The following is a 20,314-nucleotide window of genomic DNA, read 5'->3' as shown; positions in this document are numbered from 1 at the left end:
TTAGCTCGCCTTTTTGCGAGAGGCTGCGGGTTTTTCCGCCGTAGAGCGTGACTTGCTGGTCTTGGCCGGCGCCTTTGCCGTCGCTTTGGCCGGAGCCTTGTCCGAGCCGTTGCTCCCCTCAAGGCTGCTTTTGAGCGCGGCCATCAGATCAACCACATTGGAGGTATTCGGCTTGTCGTCGGGCGCGTCATCGCTGGCCTCGACCTTCTTGCCCTTGGACTTGAGCTTTTGCGCGATCAGATCGCGGAGCGCCGCCTGATAGTGATCCTTGAACACGCCCGCGTCGAACTTGGCGGTTTTCTTGTCGATAAGGGCGGTCGCGACCTCGAGCAGGTCCGGGTCGGCCTTCTTGGCGGAAATTTCGGCGAAGAACGGGTCGGCCTTGCGGATTTCCTCTTCGTAGTGAAGCGTTTCCATGAGGAGGCCCGTGCCGGTGGGCTTGATGGCGACGAGATATTCCTTGCCGCGCAGAGCGAGTTGACCGAGCCCGACCTTCTGGCTTTCGCGCAGCGCATCGCGGATGACGCGGAAGGCATCCTCGGCCAGGTCGTCGGCCGGGACCACGAAGTAGGGCTTGTCGAAATAGATGGGGTCGATCTCGCAGGCACCAACGAACTGGGTCAGCTCCAGCGTCTTGCGCGTGTCGAGCTTGACGGCGTCGATCTCCTCGTCGGTGAGGAGGACATAGTCGCCCTTTTCGTATTCAAAGCCCTTCATGATCTCGTCGGGATCGACCGGGCCCACGCCTTCGACCACTTTTTCATAGTGGATGCGCTGGCCGGTCGGCTCATGGATCTGATGGAAGGATGGCTTGGCGTTGCTCTTGGTGGCCGTATAGAGCTCGACGGCAATCGACACGAGCGACAAACGAAGCTGACCTTTCCAGACGGGACGTGACGCTGCCATGGGATACTCGCGCGCGGGGAAACTTTGGCGGTAAACGAGTCGGTGATGGGCTTTGTTCCCGCCCACCCAATTGCGTCACGCCGGTGCGCCCCCTAAGGTCCATGACCGAGAGACGAGGCGGAACCAAGGATGGGATCGATGGACGGATTTGCGCTTGATGGGCTCAGCATCACACTGATCGTCCTGGGCATCCTGGCCCTGCTCGTGCTGTTCGCCGGGGCAAAGACGGTACCCCAAGGGTACAACTACACCATCGAGCGGTTCGGGAAGTATACCCGCACGCTCAAGCCGGGTCTAAACCTCATCGTGCCGTTCATTGATGGCGTGGGGAAACGGATCAATGTCATGGAGCAAGTGCTTGATGTTCCCCATCAGGAAGTGATCACCCGTGACAACGCCACGGTGACGGCGAACGGCGTCACCTTCTACCAGATCCTGGATGCGGCGGCGGCTGCCTATGAAGTCACCGACCTGCAAAACGCTATTCTCAACCTCACCATGACCAATATCCGCACGGTGATGGGCTCGATGGATCTCGACGAATTGTTGAGCCATCGCGACGAGATCAATGAGCGTCTGCTACGGGTGGTGGATACGGCTGTGTCGCCCTGGGGCGTCAAGATCACCCGCATCGAGATTAAGGATATCGATCCGCCCAAGGATCTGGTGGAATCCATGGGCCGGCAGATGAAGGCGGAGCGCGAGAAGCGCGCGGCCATTCTCGAGGCAGAAGGGCGGCGGCAAAGCGCGATCCTTCAGGCCGAAGGCGCCAAGCAGGCGCAGGTTCTGGAAGCTGAGGGGCGCAAGGAAGCCGCGTTTAGGGACGCGGAGGCTCGCGAGCGGTCCGCTGAAGCAGAGGCCAAGGCCACCCAGATGGTCAGTGATGCCATCGCTTCGGGCAGCGTGCAGGCGATCAACTATTTCGTGGCCAACAACTACATCGAAGCACTAGGCAAGATCGCGACTTCACCCAACCAGAAGGTGTTGATGTTGCCGGTGGAGGCCGCGAGCGTCATCGGCTCTATTGGCGGCATTGCGGAAATCGCCCGCGAGACTTTTGGTGCGCCGGCAGCACCGCCGCGGTCAGCACGGCCGCCTAGCGCCGGCCAGAGCTGAGAAACAGGCCATGCAAGTCATCGCTTTTATCGCGAGCTATGGACCATGGTCCTGGATCGTCGCGGGACTGGTGCTGCTGGCGCTGGAACTGGTGGTGCCGGGCGGGTTCCTGGTCTGGATGGGCATTGCCGGTATCGTCACCGGGCTGATGCTGTTTTTCCAGCCGATTTCCGGGCCGCTGCAATGGCTGCTGTTCGGGAGCCTGTCCCTGATCGCGATCTTTGTCTGGGTGCGCTGGAGCCGCTCGCGCCCGCCTGAAAACGACCACCCGCAATTGAACGAGCGCGCCGAAAGCCTGGTGGGGCAGGTCGTGGCGCTCCAGGCCCCGATTGAGGGCGGGTTCGGGCGCGTAGCCCTTGGCGATAGTGTGTGGCGGGTGTCCGGCCCCGATTTGCCGCAGGGCACACGGGTGCGGGTGACCGGCAGCAATGGTCCGGTGCTGCGGGTAGTGCCAGCCGACCAGGTTGCCCCCTCAACCAACGCATAGACGCCCGCTTTCAACCTGTTGCCGACACGCCGCGCCGAACGGTTTTTTAACCATACACTGACAGGTTGGCCGCAGCGACAACCCTCGGGCGCCGCGAACAGGCGGGTGGAGCGGGATTTGAGCGTGCGGTTCAAAATGCAGCGGCGGCGATCAGCAGGAGCATGCTTGCTTGGCGTGCTGTTGGCTGCCGGACCGGTCATGGCTGCGTCTGACCATGCCACCGGCGATGGCTCCGAGACCAGCAATGAGCGGCTGCTACCCAATGTTTATCCAGCCGAGCCGGTGCTGGCGAGCAGTGCGGGGCTAGCTGAACCCGCGCATCCGTTTTTCGACGTGGATTGGGCAACTGCGCTGCGGGGAACCTATACCAAGTCTACGGATGACGAGACTTTCGATATCCGGTTCGTCCCGAGCTTCGCGCTCGAGCATGAGGGGTCGAGATCCCAGCTCGGAGCCTCGGGAGAGCTGGAGCTTATCCGGCCCTCCGATACCGACGAGGTGGATGTTAGCGGGTTGCGGCTTAACCTTGAGGGCGGTTACGCGCTGGACAGCGTTACGGCGCTGAGCGGGGCCGCCGACCTGTCCTACGCGCAGGAGCCGGCAAGCACGCCGGGGCTCGCCAATGATATTGCCGAGCCCGCCGCAACGCTGGTGGGCAGCCTCAATGGTGGCGCCACACGGCAGTTCGGCAGGTTCAATATCGGCGTCACCGGCGCAGTAGCCCGGTATCTTTATGGTCCCACCGAGTTGGTGGACCGGACAGTCGAGGACAACGAGGACGACAACTACTGGACGCTCGATGGCGGGTTGCGCCTCGGCTTCCAAGCCACGCCGATTCTTGAAGTCTTCGGGGAGGGCAATCTCGGCCGCGACTTGTTTGCACGTCAGACTGGCATGCCGACGCGCGATGCCACCGATAGTTCAGTCAGTGTCGGGGTGGTGGGGCGCTGGAACGAAACCCTTGAGGCCTCCGCCTCGACCGGTTTGGCGTTACGGCGTTTCGATGATGAGAACCTGGAGGAAGTGACGGCGCAATTGTTTGAAGCTGCTGTCACCTACCGGCCCGATTCCACCTGGCGCTTGACAGGGGCTCTGACCACCGATGTGCAGCCATCGGGACCGGACAATGGCGGCACGACCCGGGTGCAATATAGCGCCAGCGCCGATCTGGGTTACACCGTCAATTCATGGCTGGCTCTGCGCGCGCTAGCGGGATGGCACACGGCCCGCTTCGAGGGGAGCGCCGACACGGAAACCGGTTATGGTCTCGGTGCCGGAGCAGATTATCGGGTAAACGCGCATACTGCCGCAAGCGTCGATTATGGCTATGCAAGGACGGACAGCACTGCCGATGGCCGCGATCGCAGCCATCAGCTCAGCCTGGGTGTCACCCTGCGCCGCTAAGGCTCAGAGCTGATCGGACAGGTCGAGCTTGCGCAATTCCTTGAGGAAGCCGTCGCGGATGTCGGGGCGGTCAAGGGCGTAGACGATGTTGGCCATCAGGAAGCCGTTCTTGGATCCGCAATCGAAGGACTTGCCCTCATACTTCACGCCGGTGAACTGCTGGCCCTGCATGAGCGTCTGCATGGCATCGGTGATCTGGATTTCACCACCCGCACCCTTGGTTTGTTCGGCGAGTAGCGAGAAGATTTCGGGCTGCAGGATATAGCGCCCGGAAATGATGAGGTTGGACGGGGCATCGGCGGGCTTGGGCTTTTCGACCATCTGGGTGATGCGGAAGCCATTATCCTCCCCTGGGCCACGGGCAACGACGCCATAGGAGGAAACCTCCTCATGGGGCACTTCCTCGACGGCGATGACATTGCCCCCTGTTTCCTCATAGGCATCCATCATCTGCTTGAGCACGCCGGGCGTGCCTTTGAACAGCATGTCGGGCAGCAGAAGGGCGAAGGGATTGTTCCCGACGATGTCACGGGCACACCACACCGCGTGACCAAGGCCCAAAGGCTCCTGCTGGCGGGTGAAGCTGGTGTGGCCCGCCGAAGGCAGGTCCTTGCGCAACTCGTCGAGCGCGGCGGATTTGCCGCGCAGCTCAAGGGTCGTTTCGAGCTCGAACTGGCGGTCGAAATGGTCTTCGATCACGCCCTTGTTGCGCCCGGTAACAAAGACGAAATGCTCGATGCCGGCCTCGCGTGCTTCATCAACCGCATACTGGATCAGCGGCCGGTCTACCACTGTGAGCATCTCCTTGGGGAGAGCTTTGGTTGCCGGCAGGAACCGGGTCCCCAAACCTGCAACCGGAAAAACCGCTGTTCGTACGCGCTTGTGCAATCGTTCACTCCCGAAAGGGTAAAGGCTATGAAGGGGTGGCAACATCTGCCACATAACCCCATCGTGCAACAGTGGGTTGCCCAACAGGAGTTAATCTATGGCCGTTCTGGTAACGGGAGGCGCCGGATATATCGGCAGCCATATGGTTCTCAAGCTTGCCGATGCTGGCGAAGCCGTCGTGGTGCTGGACAATCTGGTTACCGGCTTTGACTGGGCCATCGATGGGCGTGCCAGTTTCGTGCAAGGCTCCGCCTCCGACCAAGAACTGGTCGGTCGGATACTCGCCGATCATGGCATAACCGAGATCGTGCATTTTGCCGGCTCGATTGTGGTGCCGGAATCGGTGAGCAATCCACTGAAGTATTACGCCAACAACACCGCCGCCTCGCGCGATCTGATCGAGGCTGCGGTTGCGGGCGGGGTCAAGCACTTCATTTTCTCCTCGACGGCGGCAGTTTACGGCATGACCGGACTGGCGCCAGTTGTGGAAACCACTCCACTCAACCCGATGTCGCCTTATGGCCGCTCCAAGCTCATGACCGAGTGGATGCTGCAGGACGTGGCGGCGGCCCATCCGATGACCCATGGCGTGTTGCGCTACTTCAATGTCGCTGGCGCCGACCCCGAGAAGCGTTCGGGCCAGTCGACGCCGCTCGCGACCCACCTGATCAAGGTTGCCTGCCAGACTGCATTGGGGCAGCGGGCCAAGATGGACATCTTCGGGACCGATTATGAAACGCCCGATGGGACCTGCGTGCGCGACTATATTCATGTCACCGACCTGATCGAGGCCCATGCGCTGCTGCTGGAGCATCTGCGCGGGGGTGGCGAGAGCACGACGCTGAACTGCGCTTATGGGCAAGGCTATTCGGTTCGGCAAGTGGTGGACACTGTCAAATCGGTGTCGGGCGTAGACTTTAAGGTGGAGGAGGGGCCGCGCCGTCCGGGCGATCCGGCCTCCATTACCGCAACGGGCGAGAAGGTGCGCTCGCTGCTGGGCTGGACGCCGCAGCACGACGATCTCACCGAAATCGTGCGGACGGCCTATGACTGGGAAAAGCACCTGATGATGCGCAATCGCTAGGATCGGAACAAAGATGAAGCGACTGCTGGCGGTTCTGGTGTTGAGCTTGGCGTGGCTGTCCACGGCATGGGGGCAGCCGGCGGAGAGCTTTGACAGCTTTGTGGCGAGCTTTCGCGCCAAGGCACTGGCTGCCGGCGTAAGTGCTCAAACCTACGCGGCGGCCATGGACGGGCTCTCGCCCGACCCGCGTACGCCTGGTCTGGTCACCAGCCAGCCCGAGTTTGCTACCCCCATCTGGGACTATATTGATGGACGGGTGACCGGCGAGCGGGTGGCGCGTGGCCGCTCGGCGGTCGAGCGCAACGCGGCGCTGTTCGGTGCAGTGGGGCAGCAATACGGGGTTGATCCCTATCTGCTTGGCGCCATTTGGGGCATGGAAACCGATTATGGCACGGTGCTGGGCAACAACTCACTGATCCGGCCGGTGGTGCGCTCGCTCGCGACCCTTGTGCACCAGCGTCGCTCGCGGCTTTTGGAAGATGAGGGCGATTTGATTGCGGCGCTGCTGCTGGTGCAGCGCGGACCGTTGGATGCACAGCGCCTTGTTGGCTCCTGGGCGGGGGCGATCGGGCACCTGCAGGTGAACCCATCCAATGTCGTGAAGTTCGGCACGGATGGGGACGGCGATGGCCGGGTGGATCTGCACAACTCGCTGACCGATGCGCTTGCGACCAGTGCGGTTTATCTGCGCGGGCTGGGTTACCAGCCGGGAGTAGACTGGGGCTTTGAGGTCGAGGTGCCACAGGGCTTCGACTATTTGCTGGCGTCGCGCACCCAGATGCGGCCCATCGCGTTTTTCGCTGAACGGGGGATTACCCGGGCCGGTGGGCGGGCCTTCGCCAATCCGAGCCTGCCGGTGTTTTTGTATGTGCCGGCAGGGCAGAACGGGCCCAAGTTTTTGCTGACGCAGAATTATCTGGTGCTCAAGGGCTATAACTTTTCCGATAGCTATGCTTTGGCGGTAGCGCATCTCACCGATCGCCTCAAGGGAGGAGGCGCCTTTGCGGCAGCCTGGCCGCGCGACACGGTGTTCCCCAATCTGCAGCAGCGCGAGGCGGTGCAGGCGGCGCTCAAGGCCCTGGGGCTCTATGACGGGGCGGTGGACGGACGACTAGGGCCGATCACGCAGGAGGCTTATGCGCGCTTTCAGGCGAGCCGCGGTGAGGTGGCGGACGGCTTCATCACGCGCGCTGCTTATCAAGCCTTGGTGTCTGCAGAACGCTGACATCGAGGGCCATGGTTTTGACACTGCGCCTGGGCTAATATAGCGCCATGCGTATCAAGGCTCCTTTTGTCCGTGTTGCTGTGGCCCTGTGGATCGCCATGTTCATCTTCGTGGACGTGGCGCCGGCCTTGGCACAACCTGTGCCCGACATCTTAGTCGCCCAGCAGCAAAAGCGACGCACCTTGTTTGACCTGTTGTTTGGCGAGGAGCCTCAGGCTGCTCCCCCGGTCGAGCAACCGCGCCGGGTGCAGCCGCGCCAGCAGGAGCAACGCCAGCAGCCGCGCCAGGAGCCACAGCAGCAGCAAAGGCGTCGCGAGGCGCCCGCGGCAGCTGCGCCACCGCCGAAACCCACCGTCGAGAAAGCGGCGGATGCCACCAAGCTGGCCGTGTTCGGCGACTCCATGGCTGTTGATCTCGCCAAGGCGCTGGAGCGCTTCTACGCCGAAGACCCAAACCTGGTGGTGATCGATCAGGGTGTGGGTGATTCCGGCTTTGTGCGACAGGATCATTTCAACTGGACGGCAGAGGTCGAAGAGGAGATCGCCGAGGGCAGCTTCGATCTGGCGGTGGTGATTATCGGGCTCAATGACCGCCAGGAGATCAAGGCGGAAGGGGAGACGCTGGAGCCGCTCAGCGAGCAGTGGAGCCGCCTCTACCAAGGGCGGATTACCGAGTTCCTGCAAAAGCTGCGTGCAGCGCGCAAGCCGGTCCTGTGGGTGGGACTGCCACCGATGTCCAAGAACGATTATTCAACCGCGATCAGCCAGATCAATGCCATTCAGCGGCTGGCCAGTTTCTCGGGCGGCGCCGAGTTCCTCGACATCTATGAACGGTTTGTGGGTGAGGACGGCAAGTACGCCACCTATGGTCCAGATGTGAACGGACAGAACGCCCGCATGCGCCGGGATGACGGCATCCATTTCTCCTCGGCAGGAGCGGACAAGCTGGCCTTTTACGTCAGCCAGTCACTGCGCACCTTTTACCGGGGTGGTGGAGTGAGCGTGGCGGTTGCCGATCCGCTCGCCGGCACCGATGCCGCGGCGATGCTGCGGCCTCCGTTTCAGGGCTTGGGGCAAATCCGGCTGCTTGAAGTGGCAGGGGCCATTATCCCGCTTAACCGCGCCCCGGCTCGCGCCGGCGATCTGTTAACGGCAACCGGTGCGCCGAGCCCCGCGCCAGCGTTCACGCTCGATCAGTTGATGAATGCCCCGATGGGGCGGGTGGATGCGTTCGGCGTGGGCATCGATCCGGAAGCAGTACCAGCCGATAATGGCGCAAGCCCGCTCTAGGATCGCCACTTCAGAGCAGGCCTGATCTAATCGAGGAAACGCACCGCGCCGATATAGGGCAGGTTGCGATTGCGTTGCGCATAATCGATGCCGTAGCCGACAACGAATTTGTCCGGGATGTCGAAGCCGATCCATTTGGCGTGCACATCGGTTTCGCGACGGCTCTGTTTGTTGAGCAGGGCACAAACCTCGACGCGCCGGGGATGGCGCGTTTGCAGGATTTCGAGCACATGCTTGAGCGTGTGACCGGTATCGACGATGTCCTCGACGACCAGCACGTCGCGGCCGGCAATCTCACCGCGCAGATCCTTGAGGATGCGCACTTCCCGGCTCGACTGGGTGGAGTTGCCATAGGAGGAGGCCTCGAGAAAATCCACTTCCACCGGCAGGTCGAGCTCGCGCACGAGATCGGCGATGAAGATGAACGATCCGCGGAGCAGACCCACGACCACAAGCTTGTCGGTGTCGGCGAAATAGGCCGAGATTTCCTTGGCGAGGGCTTCCACCCGGGCAGCGATGGCCTTGGCGGAAATCAGTTCATCGACAACATAGGCCGGGGAAGTCATTGGCAGGTCCGAAGCAGGTTGATGAGGCGGGATCGCTCCCGCCCACCAGAGTTTAGCGGGGCAGGGCGGTCTTGCCCATGAGATCGAGATCGATGGCGCGAGCGGCCTGACGACCCTCGCGAATCGCCCAGACCACGAGGGACTGACCACGCCGCATATCGCCGGCGGTGTAAACCTTGTCGACGCTGGTTTTGTAGCTGAACGTATCGGCAAACAGGTTGCCGCGCTTGTCGAGCTGCGCGCCCAGTTGGGTCAGCATACCCTCCTGGACCGGACCGGCAAAGCCGATCGCCAGCAAGACCAGATCAGCCTTGATCACGAATTCTGTGCCGGGAATCGGCTGGCGCGCGCGATCAACGCGGGCGCATTCAACGCCGGTGACCTGGCCCTTGGCATTGCCGATGATCTTCATCGTCCCAGCGGCAAATTCCCGAATGGCGCCTTCAGCCTGGGACGAAGAGGTGCGCATCTTGACCGCCCAGTTGGGCCAGTTGGTCAGCTTGTTTTCCATTTCCGGCGGCATGGGGCGCACATCAAGCTGGGTCACCGCAATGGCGCCCTGGCGGAAGGATGTGCCCACGCAGTCCGAAGCGGTGTCGCCGCCGCCCACAACGACCACATGCTTGCCCGCGGCACTCAGCACAGCGTCCTCGGGGATGGGCTCGCCACCCAGGCGCCGGTTCTGTTGCACGAGGAAAGGCATGGCAAAGTGCACGCCATTGAGTTCAACGCCTTCAGCAGAGACGTCACGCGGCTTTTCGGCGCCACCGCACAGCAGGATTGCGTCGTGACGCGCCTGCAGGTCGGATAAGGGTCGGCTAATCCCGATATTCTCGCCATAGTGGAAGGTGACGCCTTCGGCGGTCATCTGCTCGACGCGGAAGTCGATATGGTCCTTTTCCATCTTGAAGTCGGGGATGCCGTAGCGCATCAGGCCGCCGGCCTTGGGCTCGCGCTCATAAAGATGCACATCGTGACCGGCGCGGGCCAGTTGCTGGGCCGCGGCCATGCCGGCCGGGCCACTGCCGACCACGGCGACCGACTTGCCGGTCTTGATGGCCGCGACCTGTGGCTTGACCCAACCCGAGCGGATGGCCTTGTCGGCGATGGCCTGTTCCACGGTCTTGATGGTGACCGGGGTGTCCTCGAGATTGAGGGTGCAAGCCTCCTCGCAAGGCGCCGGGCAGATGCGGCCGGTGAACTCGGGGAAGTTGTTGGTGGAGTGGAGGTTGCGCGAGGCTTCCTCCCAATCCCCGTGGTAAACGAGGTCGTTGAAATCCGGGATCTGGTTGTGCACCGGGCAGCCCGTATCGCCGTGGCAGAACGGAATGCCGCAATCCATGCAGCGCGCGGCCTGATCGGCAACGCGCCCTTCGGTCATCGGGATGGTGAACTCACCAAAATGGCGCACCCGATCGGATGCCGGCTCGTAACGCGGTTCTTCGCGTTCGATCTCAAGAAAGCCTGTAACCTTGCCCATTATTAAGCCTTAGCTGACCGTCTATCGATGGTCGTCAGAAGTGGATGTCGCCGTTGACGCTGCCGAACCTGCCCTAGCGTACTGCTGGCGATCCGCGTCCCTGGCCGGTTACGTCCTGGCAGCTGCCGTCAACATAGGTGAAACGGCGCAGATTAGGATGCACAAAGCCGTTGGCAATCTGGCTTTTGATCGAACGCAGGGATGCGTAGTAGTCGCGTCGGCAATCCGCCAAACTAAGTCCGGGTCGACCAAAGGTCAGCTCGATGCGCTGCTCGCCATCGGGCGACAAGAACTGAGCGACAATGGCGATTTCCTTTTCTGCAGCGGCGACGGGCCAGGTGGTCAAGCAGAGGGAAGCGGCGAGTACAACGATTCTTAACATGATCCTTGTGCCTTATTCCGCTGCCACGACGGTGTTGGTGCCGGCGCGGCGCTTTTCCATTTCAAGGATGGCGCGGCGATATTCCACCGGCATCACCTTGACGAATTTCGGCCGCATCTCGGCCCAGTGGTCCAGCACATATTTGGCGCGGGTCGAGCCGGTATAGTGCAGGTGGTTGGAGATGAGCTGGTGCAGGCGCTCATCGTCATGCTTGGTTATATCGCCCGAGATGTCGACGCGGCCATGCCATTCCAGATCGCCGCCGTGGTGGTGCAGGCGCTGCATCAGGGATTCTTCCTCGGGCACCGGCTCTAGTTCGACCATTGCCAGATTGCAGCGCGAGCGGAAGGTTTCGTCCTCATCGAGCACATAGGCCACGCCGCCCGACATGCCAGCCGCAAAATTGCGCCCGGTTTGGCCGATCACCACGACCACGCCGCCGGTCATGTATTCGCAGCCATGATCGCCCGTACCTTCCACGACGGCAAGGGCGCCGGAGTTGCGGACCGCAAAGCGCTCGCCGGCGACGCCACGGAAGTAGCATTCGCCCGAGATGGCACCGTAAAGCACCGTGTTGCCCACGATGATCGACTTCTCCGGGATGATGCCCGTGGTCGGGGATGGACGCACGACGATGCGCCCGCCCGAAAGACCCTTGCCGACATAGTCATTGGCATCGCCCACGAGATCGATCGAAATGCCATGGGCGAGGAAGGCGCCAAAGGCTTGGCCGGCGGTGCCGTTGAGCTTGATGGAGATGGTGTCCTCCGGCAAGCCTTCATGGCCATAGCGCTTGGCAACGGCACCCGACAGCATGGCGCCGGCCGAGCGGTCGCGCGAGCGGATCGGCAGCTCGATCTGGACAGCCTTGCCATGTTCGAGAGCTGGCTGGGCCAGTTCGACCAGCTTGCGATCGAGCACGGCTTCAAGGTGGTGATCCTGGCGTTCGGATTGGAACAGCGTGTCGCCACCAAGCGGCTCGGGCTTGAACAGGAGGCGCGACAGGTCGACGCCTTCGCTCTTCCAGTGCTCGGGCATAGGCTTTTGCACAATGAGGTCGGAGCGGCCGACCAACTCGTTCAGCGTACGGGCGCCCAGCTGTGCCATCAGGCCGCGCAGTTCTTCGGCGATGAAGAAGAAGTAGTTGATGACGTGCTCAGGCGTGCCCTTGAAGCGCTTGCGCAACACGGGATCCTGCGTGGCAACGCCAACCGGGCAGGTGTTGAGATGGCACTTGCGCATCATGATGCAGCCAGCGGCGATCAGTGGTGCGGTAGAAAAGCCGAACTCGTCGGCGCCAAGCAGGGCACCCACCAGCACATCGCGGCCGGTCTTGAGGCCGCCATCGACCTGCAGCTTGACGCGGGCGCGCAAGCGGTTGAGCACCAGGGTCTGGTGGGTTTCAGCGAGGCCGATCTCCCACGGACCGCCGGCATGCTTGAGCGAAGTCAGCGGTGACGCGCCGGTGCCGCCATCATAGCCCGAGATGGTGATGTGGTCTGCGCGCGCCTTGGCAACGCCGGCGGCGACGGTGCCGACGCCGACTTCCGAGACGAGCTTGACCGAAATATCGGCGGTCTCATTGACGTTCTTGAGATCGTAGATCAGCTGCGCCAGATCTTCGATCGAATAGATGTCGTGGTGCGGCGGGGGCGAGATCAGCCCGACGCCAGGGGTCGAGTGGCGCGTCTTGGCGACGATCCAGTCCACCTTATGGCCAGGCAACTGGCCGCCTTCGCCGGGCTTGGCACCCTGCGCGACCTTGATCTGGAGCTGGTCGGCATTGACCAGATATTCGGTGGTGACACCGAAGCGGCCGGACGCAACCTGCTTGATTGCCGAGCGCAGCGGGTTGGACGAGCCATCCTGGAGCGGCTTGTAACGGTCGGGCTCTTCGCCGCCTTCGCCCGTGTTGGACTTGCCGCCGATGCGGTTCATGGCAATGGCAAGCGTGGTATGGGCTTCGCGGCTGATCGAGCCAAAGCTCATGGCGCCGGTGACGAAGCGCTTGACCAGATCGACGGCTGGCTCGACTTCCTCAAGCGCAACGGCGGGGCCGAGCGGCTTGAAGTCAAGGAGATGGCGAATGGCAAGATAGCCGTTTTCGGCCGTGTTCACGCGCTGCGCGAAGCTGTTGTAACGGTCCTGGGCCGTTTCGGGGCTGTCTTCGCGGGTACGCACGGCGTGCTGCAGGTCGGCCACCACATCGGGCGACCAGGCATGCTTTTCGCCGCGGATGCGGTACATATATTCGCCGCCCACATCGAGCGACTTTTGCAGCACGATGTCGTTGCCAAAGGCGCCGGCGTGGCGGCTGACGGTTTCCTCGGCGATCTCGAGCAGGCCCACGCCTTCGATGGTCGTGGCAGTGCCAAAAAAGAAGCGCTGCACGAATTCGGTGCTGAGGCCCACGGCGTCAAAGATCTGGGCGCCGCAATAGCTCTGATAGGTCGAGATGCCCATCTTGCTCATGACCTTGAGCAGGCCCTTACCGACGCTCTTGATGTAGCGGTAAACCACTTCATGGGCGTCGACTTCGGCCGGGAACTCGCCTTCAGCATGCAGGGCCGCCAGCGCTTCGAAGGCCAGATAGGGGTTGATGGCTTCAGCGCCATAGCCAGCCAGCATGGCGAAGTGGTGCATTTCGCGCGCTTCGCCGGTTTCCACCACGAGCCCCGAAGAGGTGCGCAGACCCTTGCGGATCAGGTGATGGTGCACAGCAGCGGTCGCCAGCAGCGCCGGAATGGCGATGCGTTCGGCCGAAACCAGGCGGTCCGAAAGGATGATGATGTTGAATTCGCCCCGCACCGCGGTTTCGGCAGCCTCGCAGATGGTGGCGAGCGCCGCTTCCATGCCCGCCGCGCCCTCAGCAGCCGGGTAGGTGATATCGAGGGTCTGCGTGCGGAACTCGTTGTCGGCCATGTCGCCAATGGCGCGGATCTTTTCGAGATCCTCATTGGTCAAAATGGGCTGACGCACTTCAAGGCGCTTGTGATGCGAGGCGCCTTCAAGGTCGAACAGGTTCGGCCGCGGCCCGATGAACGAGACGAGGCTCATCACCGATTCCTCGCGGATCGGATCGATGGGCGGATTGGTGACCTGGGCGAAGTTCTGCTTGAAGTAGGTGTAAAGCAGCTTGCTCTTGTCCGAGAGCGCCGAGATGGGCGTATCGGTGCCCATGGAGCCAACGGCTTCCTGACCGGTCGTCGCCATGGGCGTCATCAGCAGCTTGATGTCTTCCTGGGTGTAGCCAAAGGCCTGCATGCGGTCGAGCAGCGACTCCGAGGTGGTCGGCGCCTTGGGCTGGGTTTCGGGCAGGTCTTCGAGCACGATCTGGGTGCGGGCGAGCCAGGCCGAATAGGGATTGCGAACGGCAAGGCTCTGCTTGATCTCGTCATCAGAGATGATGCGGCCTTCTTCAAGGTCGATCAGCAGCATGCGGCCGGGCTGCAGGCGCCAGCGCTCGACAACATCTTCCTCGGGGATGTCGAGCACACCCGATTCGGAGGCCAGCACGACATGGCCTTCCTTGGTGACGAGATAGCGGGCGGGGCGAAGTCCATTGCGGTCCAGCGTTGCGACTACATAGCGGCCATCGGACAGCGACATGGCGGCGGGGCCGTCCCAGGGCTCCATCAGGGCAGCATGATATTCGTAAAAGGCGCGGCGGGTGTCGTCCATCAGCGGGTTGCCGGCCCAGGCTTCGGGGATCAGCATCATGGCTGCATGGGGCAGCGAATAGCCGCCGCGCACGAGGAATTCCAGCGCGTTATCGAAGCAGGCGGTATCGGACTGGCCCTCATAGGAGATGGGCCAGATCTTGGTGATGTCTTCGCCAAACAGGGGCGACGACACGGAGGCCTGGCGCGCCGCCATCCAGTTGACGTTGCCCCGGATGGTGTTGATCTCACCATTATGGGTGGTCATGCGATAGGGATGCGCCAGCTTCCAAGACGGGAAGGTGTTGGTGGAAAAGCGCTGGTGCACCAAGGCAATGGCGGACTCGAAGTCCTCGTCATGCAGGTCCGGGTAAAAGGCCTTAAGCTGGTAGGCGAGGAACATGCCCTTGTAGACAATGGTGCGCGCCGACATGGAGACGACGTAAAAGCCGTTGTCCGTGTCGCTTTCGGGGATCTCGCGATAAACCGTGTTGGAGATCACCTTGCGCACGATCAGGAGCTTGCGCTCGAACTCATCGATGGTAAGGCCAACGGGGCGGCCGATCACCATCTGCTCGATGATGGGCTGGGTGGCGATAACGCCGGCCGAAAGGGCAGAGTTATCGAAGGGCACGAGGCGCTCGCCGAGCAGGGTCAGCCCTTCGCTCGCGAGGCACGCCCGCACCGTCTGGGCGCAGCGATCCCGAAGGGCGGGATCGTTGGGATAAAACAGCATGGCCACCGCGTAGAACTGCTTTTCGGGCAGGGGGAACGGCAGGACCTTGCTAAAAAAGGCATGCGGCGTTTGCACCAGGATGCCCGCGCCATCACCCATCAGCGGATCGGCACCTACGGCGCCGCGGTGTTCGAGGTTCTCGAGGATCTCGAGACCCTTTTCGACCACTTCGTGGCTGGGCTTGTTCTTGATGTTGGCGATCATGCCGATGCCGCAGGCATCGTGCTCATTGGCCGGATCGTAAAGACCCTGAGCAGCGGGGCGGCCGGTGTTGAGAGCGACAGGGCGACCATTCTCGATCAGAGTTTTACGAGTGCTGGCGGGGATCGTGACGGGAAAAGTGGGTCCGTTCCGGTGGGGTGCCATGGTCGTATCCTTGCTCTGTCGGCCCAAGCGGGCATGTCGCTATGTCGTGTGCATCCTGAGTGTGCCGGCGGGCGGCGGGGCGGATGCATTGTCGTCCTCTGGTGGGCGCGCTGCTCGAGCGGGTCGTACCGGGTACGGCTCGGAAGAGCAAATACGTCCATGCGTGGGAGCGGCGCTGCATCCAAATGGCCGCTCATTCGGGCTTCGAGACTGGCCTGAACGGGCGTTCGGCGTCTCGGATTTATCCCCGCCTGTCCGTTTCCGCTAATGGCATAGCGGGCCAGCCGGATCGGCGTGCGTGCTGGCCGGGGAGACCGGGGCGACGCGTCAGAAAGGACAGACGTGCTGCCCTATCGCGGTCACAATTGCATAAATCGAAACCGGGGGTCAAGCGGGATATGAGCGGCTTGGGACAGCCAAGTAGGAAATTGCCAACTTGGGGATAGGAAAGCAGAATTTTTGCGCCTGGGTCTCCCTTAATACGGGGAGCCCCACCAGCCTGAAGTCCAGAAATAGCTATTCGAGATGCGATTTAAGGAACCACAGATCCTTGTCGAGCTCGCGTGAAAAGGCGGTCAGGATGTCGGCCGAGGTCGGGTCCCCGGCCTCTTCGACGGTGTCGATATCGTCGCGAATCTGGTTGGCGAGTTGGGCGTAGCGCTCAGTCAGTGCCGCAAGATGGTCTGGGACTTTGCGAATCTCGGTGGGATAGGGCGGCAGGCTCGTGGAGGCGGCAACCACTTGGCTGGTGCCCAAGGCAATGCCATCCAGCTGCGCCACCCGTTCGGCGATCACGTCAGTATGGGTGTCGATGGCGGCGCGGAATGGATCGAGCATTTCGTGTACCGCGATGAACTGCAAGCCTTTGAGATTCCAGTGCGCCTGCTTGGTCAGCAGCGCCAGATCGATAGAGTCGGCGAGGCGGGCATTGAGCAGCTCGATCACCGCGGATTTGGAGTTAGACTTCAATTCTACCGAGGGGATGGCCATAGGTTTGTCCTTGAGGTGAGGGGCAGATGGCTGCCGTGTGTTCAAAGGGAAACCGGAGTGACGCGGTGAAGTTCCGGCTGGGGGTAAATGAAAAAGCGCAGCCCGGGTGGACTGCGCCTCTTGGATCGTTGCGAACGGGTCGGATTAGTTGACCGACTGGTCCTCGATCGTAGGCTGGCTGGTGCCGCCGCTGATCTGGATGGTGCGCGGCTTCTTGCTTTCGGGCAGTTCGCGCTTCAGTTCCAGATGGAGCAAGCCGTTTTCGAGCGTGGCACCCTGAACCTCGACATAGTCGGCCAGCTGGAAGCGGAGCTCGAAAGCGCGCTCGGCAATGCCGCGATGGAGGAATTCACGAGCCTTTTCAGTGCTCTCGGCGGGCTTGGCACCCTTCACAACCAGGCTGTTTTCCTTGGTCTCGATGGCGATATCGCCATTGGAGAAGCCAGCCACGGCGATGGAGATGCGGTAGGCATCATCGCCAGTACGCTCGATATTGTAGGGAGGATAAGTTTTTGCTTCCTGCCCGCTCAGGGTATCGAGGCGGTTGAAGAGGCGGTCGAAGCCGACGGTGGAGCGGTAGAAGGGGGAAAAATCGATGGTCTGCATAGCACATTCTCCTGAAAGCAACGTGGTGTTCTCGACCCTCGCTATGGGGCTCCCAAAAGAGGCAAGCCGTTGATTTTGCTCGGGTGAGGTCCCCGGATAACCGGCGGACGAGCTATATCTAGGCGCCCCGTTTGGGGGTTCAAGAGCCTTGCAAAGCGGGCGCTGCAAATTTTTTTGCCCTGCAATGGCCATGTAGATGAACGCATTCTGAACGCGGTTTTGCATCCCCGTTCAGGATGGGGGGCGCATAAGGGGGCATGTGCTGGCCAAAGCCGGCGCTACGCAACTGCGGGCTTGTCACCCGCCCCCCGCACGGGCCCGCAGCGTAAGGGAGCCAGCATCTCGCAAGAGGTGCTGGCTTTCTTTTGTCCAGCGCCTATATAAGCCCACCCCTCCGGCCGGCTTGCCTTCAGCACCGGCCCATCCGGCATGAAGGTTTGTGGCATGACCATTGTTGTGGATCCCAATGGGCCCAAACTGGCCAGCGACCCGAACAATCCGGTTCCCGAAGGGGGGCGCGTCGGGTTCTTCCGGTCCGCCGACGGGGTGCGGTTGCGCTATGCGATCTGGCCCAAGGGCGTGGGGCCGCATCGGGGCACGGTGTGCCTGCTGCAGGGGCGAACCGAATTCATCGAGAAGTATTTCGAGACCATCGCCGATTTCCGCTCGCGCGGCTTTGGCGTCGCGACCTTTGACTGGCGCGGGCAGGGTGGATCGGAACGGCTGATCGGCAATCCCAAGCTGGGATATGTCGACAAGTTCTCCGATTACTGGAGTGACCTTAAAAGCTTTCACAGCGAAATCCTGCTGCCCGATTGCCCGCCGCCCTATTACCTCGTGGCCCATTCGATGGGCGGGCTCGCGGCGCTGTTTGCCGGGGTCAATGACCGGCTGATGTTCGAGCGCATCTTTTTGTCCTCGCCCATGGTGGGGCTGGAATCGCCGCCTTTCGGCACCGCGGGCGCCGCACGGATCCTGAGCGCAATGAGCTTTCTTGGGCTCGGACGGCTGCCGTTGCGGCGGCCGCAGGACAAGGCTGCCTCGAAAATGGCGTTTGCCGACAACCCGCTGACCGGGGATCCCGAGCGCTTTGCCCGGAGCATCGCGGTGCTCAAGGCCCATCCCGAACTTGAGATCGGGGCGCCAACGATCCAGTGGACGGGGGCGGCGCTGGCGGCGATGGCTGCGGCACAGCGCGATGACTTTCCCGAAAAGCTGCGGGTGCCCCTCCTGATCCTGGCGGCAGCGCGGGACCGGGTGGTCTGGACACCGGCGACCGAGGAGTTGGGCCTGCGCCTGCGCACCGGCCGGCATATGGTGGTGCCCGGAGCCCAGCATGAGCTGTTCATGGAAACCGATGCGATTCGCGCGCAGGTGTTCGCCGCGTTTGACGCGTTCATCACCGAGCAGAGCTGACCGCAGGGCTCCGTCCGCTCAGGCGCGATTCACCAGTTCGAGCGCAGCATCCAGCAGCCGGGGGGAAGCCGCGGCCACCACATTGCCCCCACTGGTGGGCTCGCTGCCGTCCCAGCAGGCAATGGCGCCGCCCGCTTCGCGGATGATCGGCACCAGGGCGGCGATGTCATAGGTGTTAAGGAAAGGCTCGACCACCAGATCGGCATGGCCGGCCGCGAGCAGGGCATAACCATAGCAATCCATGCCGAAGCGCTGCAGACGGGTGGCGCCGGCCACAGCCTGCCATTTGGCTTGCAGCTCGGGCGTGCGGAAAAGCTCGGGCGTGGTGGTGAACACGCGGCAGGCGGCAAGCTCGGTTTGCCCTGAGCTGCGCAGGGGTGCCTGGGTCTGGCCGCGGCGATAGCTGGCCTGGCCAGGCACCGCCAAAAATGTTTCCCCGATAAAGGGTTGCGTCATGATCCCGGCGACCGCCACGCCGTCCACGGCAAAGCCGATCAGCGTGCCCCAGACGGGGGCACCCGAAATAAAGGCCCGGGTGCCATCCACGGGATCGATGATCCAGGAAAAGCGGTGCTCGCCCGTGTTGCCCCATTCCTCGCCAATGACGGCATGATCGGGAAAGGCTTCAGCGATCACCGCGCGAATGGCGGTTTCCGCTGATTTGTCGGCCTCGGTAACCGGGTCAAAACCGCCGGCGAGCTTGTTGTCGACCAGCAGGGGCGTGCGGAACAAGGGCAGGGTGCAGGCCGCGGCGGCATCGGCGGCGCGGAGCAGGGTGGCTTGGATGGCAGCGAAATCAGGCGTCATGCAGGAGGTCCGGGGCACGACCTCGTGGCTGGGGCTCACCAGGAGGTCTGGGGGAGACGCGGTGGTGGTAGCATGAAGAGGTGAGGGGAGGAACTGGGTGGGCTCCCCGAACTCCACCCACTGCAGGCCCCCTCTTGCCAGCGAGCACCATTCCAGATGCGCGCTGGCCAGAAGGAAAGGCTGCAATTTACAGCTTTACGCCGACGCTCCCCAGGAAGCTGTCGATACGGTTGTCGACTTCCTCTTTTGTTTCAGCCCACTCTGGGACCGACTGAAGAAGATTGTCGTGCCACGCCATAAGGTTAGGATAGTCCCGGAGAGGAGGCTTCGAACGATCAATCTGGGAGAAGGGGCCCGCAATATCGAAGTCAGCAAGGGTCAGAGCTTGGCCTACCATGAACTTGCGCCCTTCAAGATGCTGGTCGAGCACCTTCGCTGCGGCGCGCATCTTGCCCTCAGCGAACGTGATCACCGGCTCGTTCTTTGGTGCGCCCATGACCGTCTTGCCGACCCGTTCATCGAATAGGGTGGTTGCAAAGATACGCCATTGCTCGCCCGACCAGAACATCCACTGAAGAACCTCGAAGCGTTCTCTCTCCGTAGCTCCGACCAGCGGTGAGTTTACCTTGTTAGCCAGGTACAAATTGATGGCGGCGGCTTCATAGAGAATGAAATCTCCGTCTTCCAAAACCGGCGTCAAGCCATGTGGATTGAAGCGCGACTTGAACTCGTCGGTTTGGCTTTCGCCCTTAAACAGATCGACCTTCACGCGTTCTATTTCAATGCCCATGATCTTTGCGGCGGTGGTCACGCGACGCAAACTGCCCGAACCGGGATCGCCGTAAATCTTGATTGTCATAACTGCTCCTTTGGTTGTTTGAGTAGTGGGCCACACCAGGGCGTGGCC

At 62.1% G+C, this 20,314-nt stretch carries 17 protein-coding genes; 7 read left to right on the top strand and 10 right to left on the bottom strand.

The window, feature by feature from the left end; genetic code table 11:
• On the bottom strand, positions 1-906 hold the full coding sequence (locus ELX51_RS13740; protein WP_127754057.1) for a Ku protein: 906 nt from the start codon (positions 904-906) through the stop codon (positions 1-3).
• 138 nt (positions 907-1,044) lie between these two features.
• Here ELX51_RS13740 and ELX51_RS13735 point away from each other — a divergent pair, with 138 nt between their 5' ends.
• From ELX51_RS13735 to ELX51_RS13725, 3 genes are all read left to right on the top strand, one after another.
• Complete coding sequence (locus ELX51_RS13735; protein ID WP_127754056.1) at positions 1,045-2,022, top strand: SPFH domain-containing protein; 978 nt, start codon at positions 1,045-1,047, stop codon at positions 2,020-2,022.
• A gap of 10 nt (positions 2,023-2,032) precedes the next feature.
• Entirely contained in the window at positions 2,033-2,509 is a 477-nt protein-coding gene (locus ELX51_RS13730; RefSeq protein WP_127754055.1) for an NfeD family protein, read from the top strand.
• A 198-nt stretch (positions 2,510-2,707) separates the two neighbouring features.
• Complete coding sequence (locus ELX51_RS13725) at positions 2,708-3,913, top strand: outer membrane beta-barrel protein (RefSeq protein ID WP_164854872.1); 1,206 nt, start codon at positions 2,708-2,710, stop codon at positions 3,911-3,913.
• A 3-nt stretch (positions 3,914-3,916) separates the two neighbouring features.
• Here the strand turns inward: ELX51_RS13725 and galU are convergent, their stop codons facing one another.
• On the bottom strand, positions 3,917-4,846 hold the full coding sequence (gene galU / locus ELX51_RS13720) for a UTP--glucose-1-phosphate uridylyltransferase GalU (protein ID WP_127754053.1): 930 nt from the start codon (positions 4,844-4,846) through the stop codon (positions 3,917-3,919).
• Positions 4,847-4,898: 52 nt separating this feature from the next.
• Between galU and galE the strand changes: the two genes are divergently transcribed.
• The 3 genes from galE to ELX51_RS13705 all read left to right on the top strand — a co-directional run bounded on the left by galE (position 4,899) and on the right by ELX51_RS13705 (position 8,399).
• A complete protein-coding gene (gene galE / locus ELX51_RS13715) occupies positions 4,899-5,885 on the top strand; it encodes a UDP-glucose 4-epimerase GalE (RefSeq protein ID WP_127754052.1) in 987 nt (328 codons plus the stop codon).
• Between the two features lie 13 nt (positions 5,886-5,898).
• Positions 5,899-7,110 (top strand): lytic murein transglycosylase, encoded by a 1,212-nt coding sequence (locus tag ELX51_RS13710; RefSeq protein ID WP_127754051.1) that lies wholly within the window; start codon positions 5,899-5,901, stop codon positions 7,108-7,110.
• A gap of 98 nt (positions 7,111-7,208) precedes the next feature.
• A complete protein-coding gene (locus ELX51_RS13705) occupies positions 7,209-8,399 on the top strand; it encodes a DUF459 domain-containing protein (RefSeq protein WP_206524629.1) in 1,191 nt (396 codons plus the stop codon).
• Positions 8,400-8,425: 26 nt separating this feature from the next.
• On the opposite strand, the gene hpt is transcribed toward ELX51_RS13705, so the two are convergent.
• From hpt to ELX51_RS13675, 6 genes are all read right to left on the bottom strand, one after another.
• On the bottom strand, positions 8,426-8,965 hold the full coding sequence (gene hpt, locus ELX51_RS13700) for a hypoxanthine phosphoribosyltransferase (RefSeq protein WP_127754049.1): 540 nt from the start codon (positions 8,963-8,965) through the stop codon (positions 8,426-8,428).
• Positions 8,966-9,017: 52 nt separating this feature from the next.
• Positions 9,018-10,445: a glutamate synthase subunit beta gene (locus tag ELX51_RS13695; protein ID WP_127754048.1), complete on the bottom strand. Its 1,428-nt coding sequence runs from the start codon at positions 10,443-10,445 to the stop codon at positions 9,018-9,020.
• A gap of 73 nt (positions 10,446-10,518) precedes the next feature.
• Positions 10,519-10,827 (bottom strand): hypothetical protein, encoded by a 309-nt coding sequence (locus ELX51_RS13690; protein WP_127754047.1) that lies wholly within the window; start codon positions 10,825-10,827, stop codon positions 10,519-10,521.
• A 12-nt stretch (positions 10,828-10,839) separates the two neighbouring features.
• Positions 10,840-15,525: a glutamate synthase large subunit gene (gltB, locus tag ELX51_RS13685; protein ID WP_348983132.1), complete on the bottom strand. Its 4,686-nt coding sequence runs from the start codon at positions 15,523-15,525 to the stop codon at positions 10,840-10,842.
• Between the two features lie 579 nt (positions 15,526-16,104).
• Entirely contained in the window at positions 16,105-16,578 is a 474-nt protein-coding gene (gene dps, locus ELX51_RS13680) for a DNA starvation/stationary phase protection protein Dps (RefSeq protein ID WP_127754045.1), read from the bottom strand.
• Between the two features lie 144 nt (positions 16,579-16,722).
• The gene (locus ELX51_RS13675) at positions 16,723-17,184 is read right to left on the bottom strand and encodes an Hsp20 family protein (RefSeq protein ID WP_127754044.1); all 462 of its coding nucleotides are present in this window, start codon (positions 17,182-17,184) and stop codon (positions 16,723-16,725) included.
• A gap of 444 nt (positions 17,185-17,628) precedes the next feature.
• On the opposite strand from ELX51_RS13675, the gene ELX51_RS13670 reads away from it, so the two are divergent.
• A complete protein-coding gene (locus ELX51_RS13670) occupies positions 17,629-18,600 on the top strand; it encodes an alpha/beta hydrolase (protein ID WP_164854871.1) in 972 nt (323 codons plus the stop codon).
• A gap of 18 nt (positions 18,601-18,618) precedes the next feature.
• Here ELX51_RS13670 and hisN read toward each other — a convergent pair whose 3' ends face one another.
• Together hisN and ELX51_RS13660 are read right to left on the bottom strand one after the other, a co-directional pair.
• Entirely contained in the window at positions 18,619-19,407 is a 789-nt protein-coding gene (gene hisN / locus ELX51_RS13665) for a histidinol-phosphatase (protein WP_127754042.1), read from the bottom strand.
• A gap of 187 nt (positions 19,408-19,594) precedes the next feature.
• Entirely contained in the window at positions 19,595-20,266 is a 672-nt protein-coding gene (locus ELX51_RS13660) for a glutathione S-transferase family protein (RefSeq protein WP_127754041.1), read from the bottom strand.
• Positions 20,267-20,314 lie beyond the last annotated feature (48 nt).

It is taken from the genome of Devosia sp. 1566 (genome assembly GCF_004005995.1).
Classification (GTDB): domain Bacteria; phylum Pseudomonadota; class Alphaproteobacteria; order Rhizobiales; family Devosiaceae; genus Devosia.
Note: the sequence above shows the minus strand (reverse complement) of the source record. Positions and strands in the feature narration are given on the sequence as shown.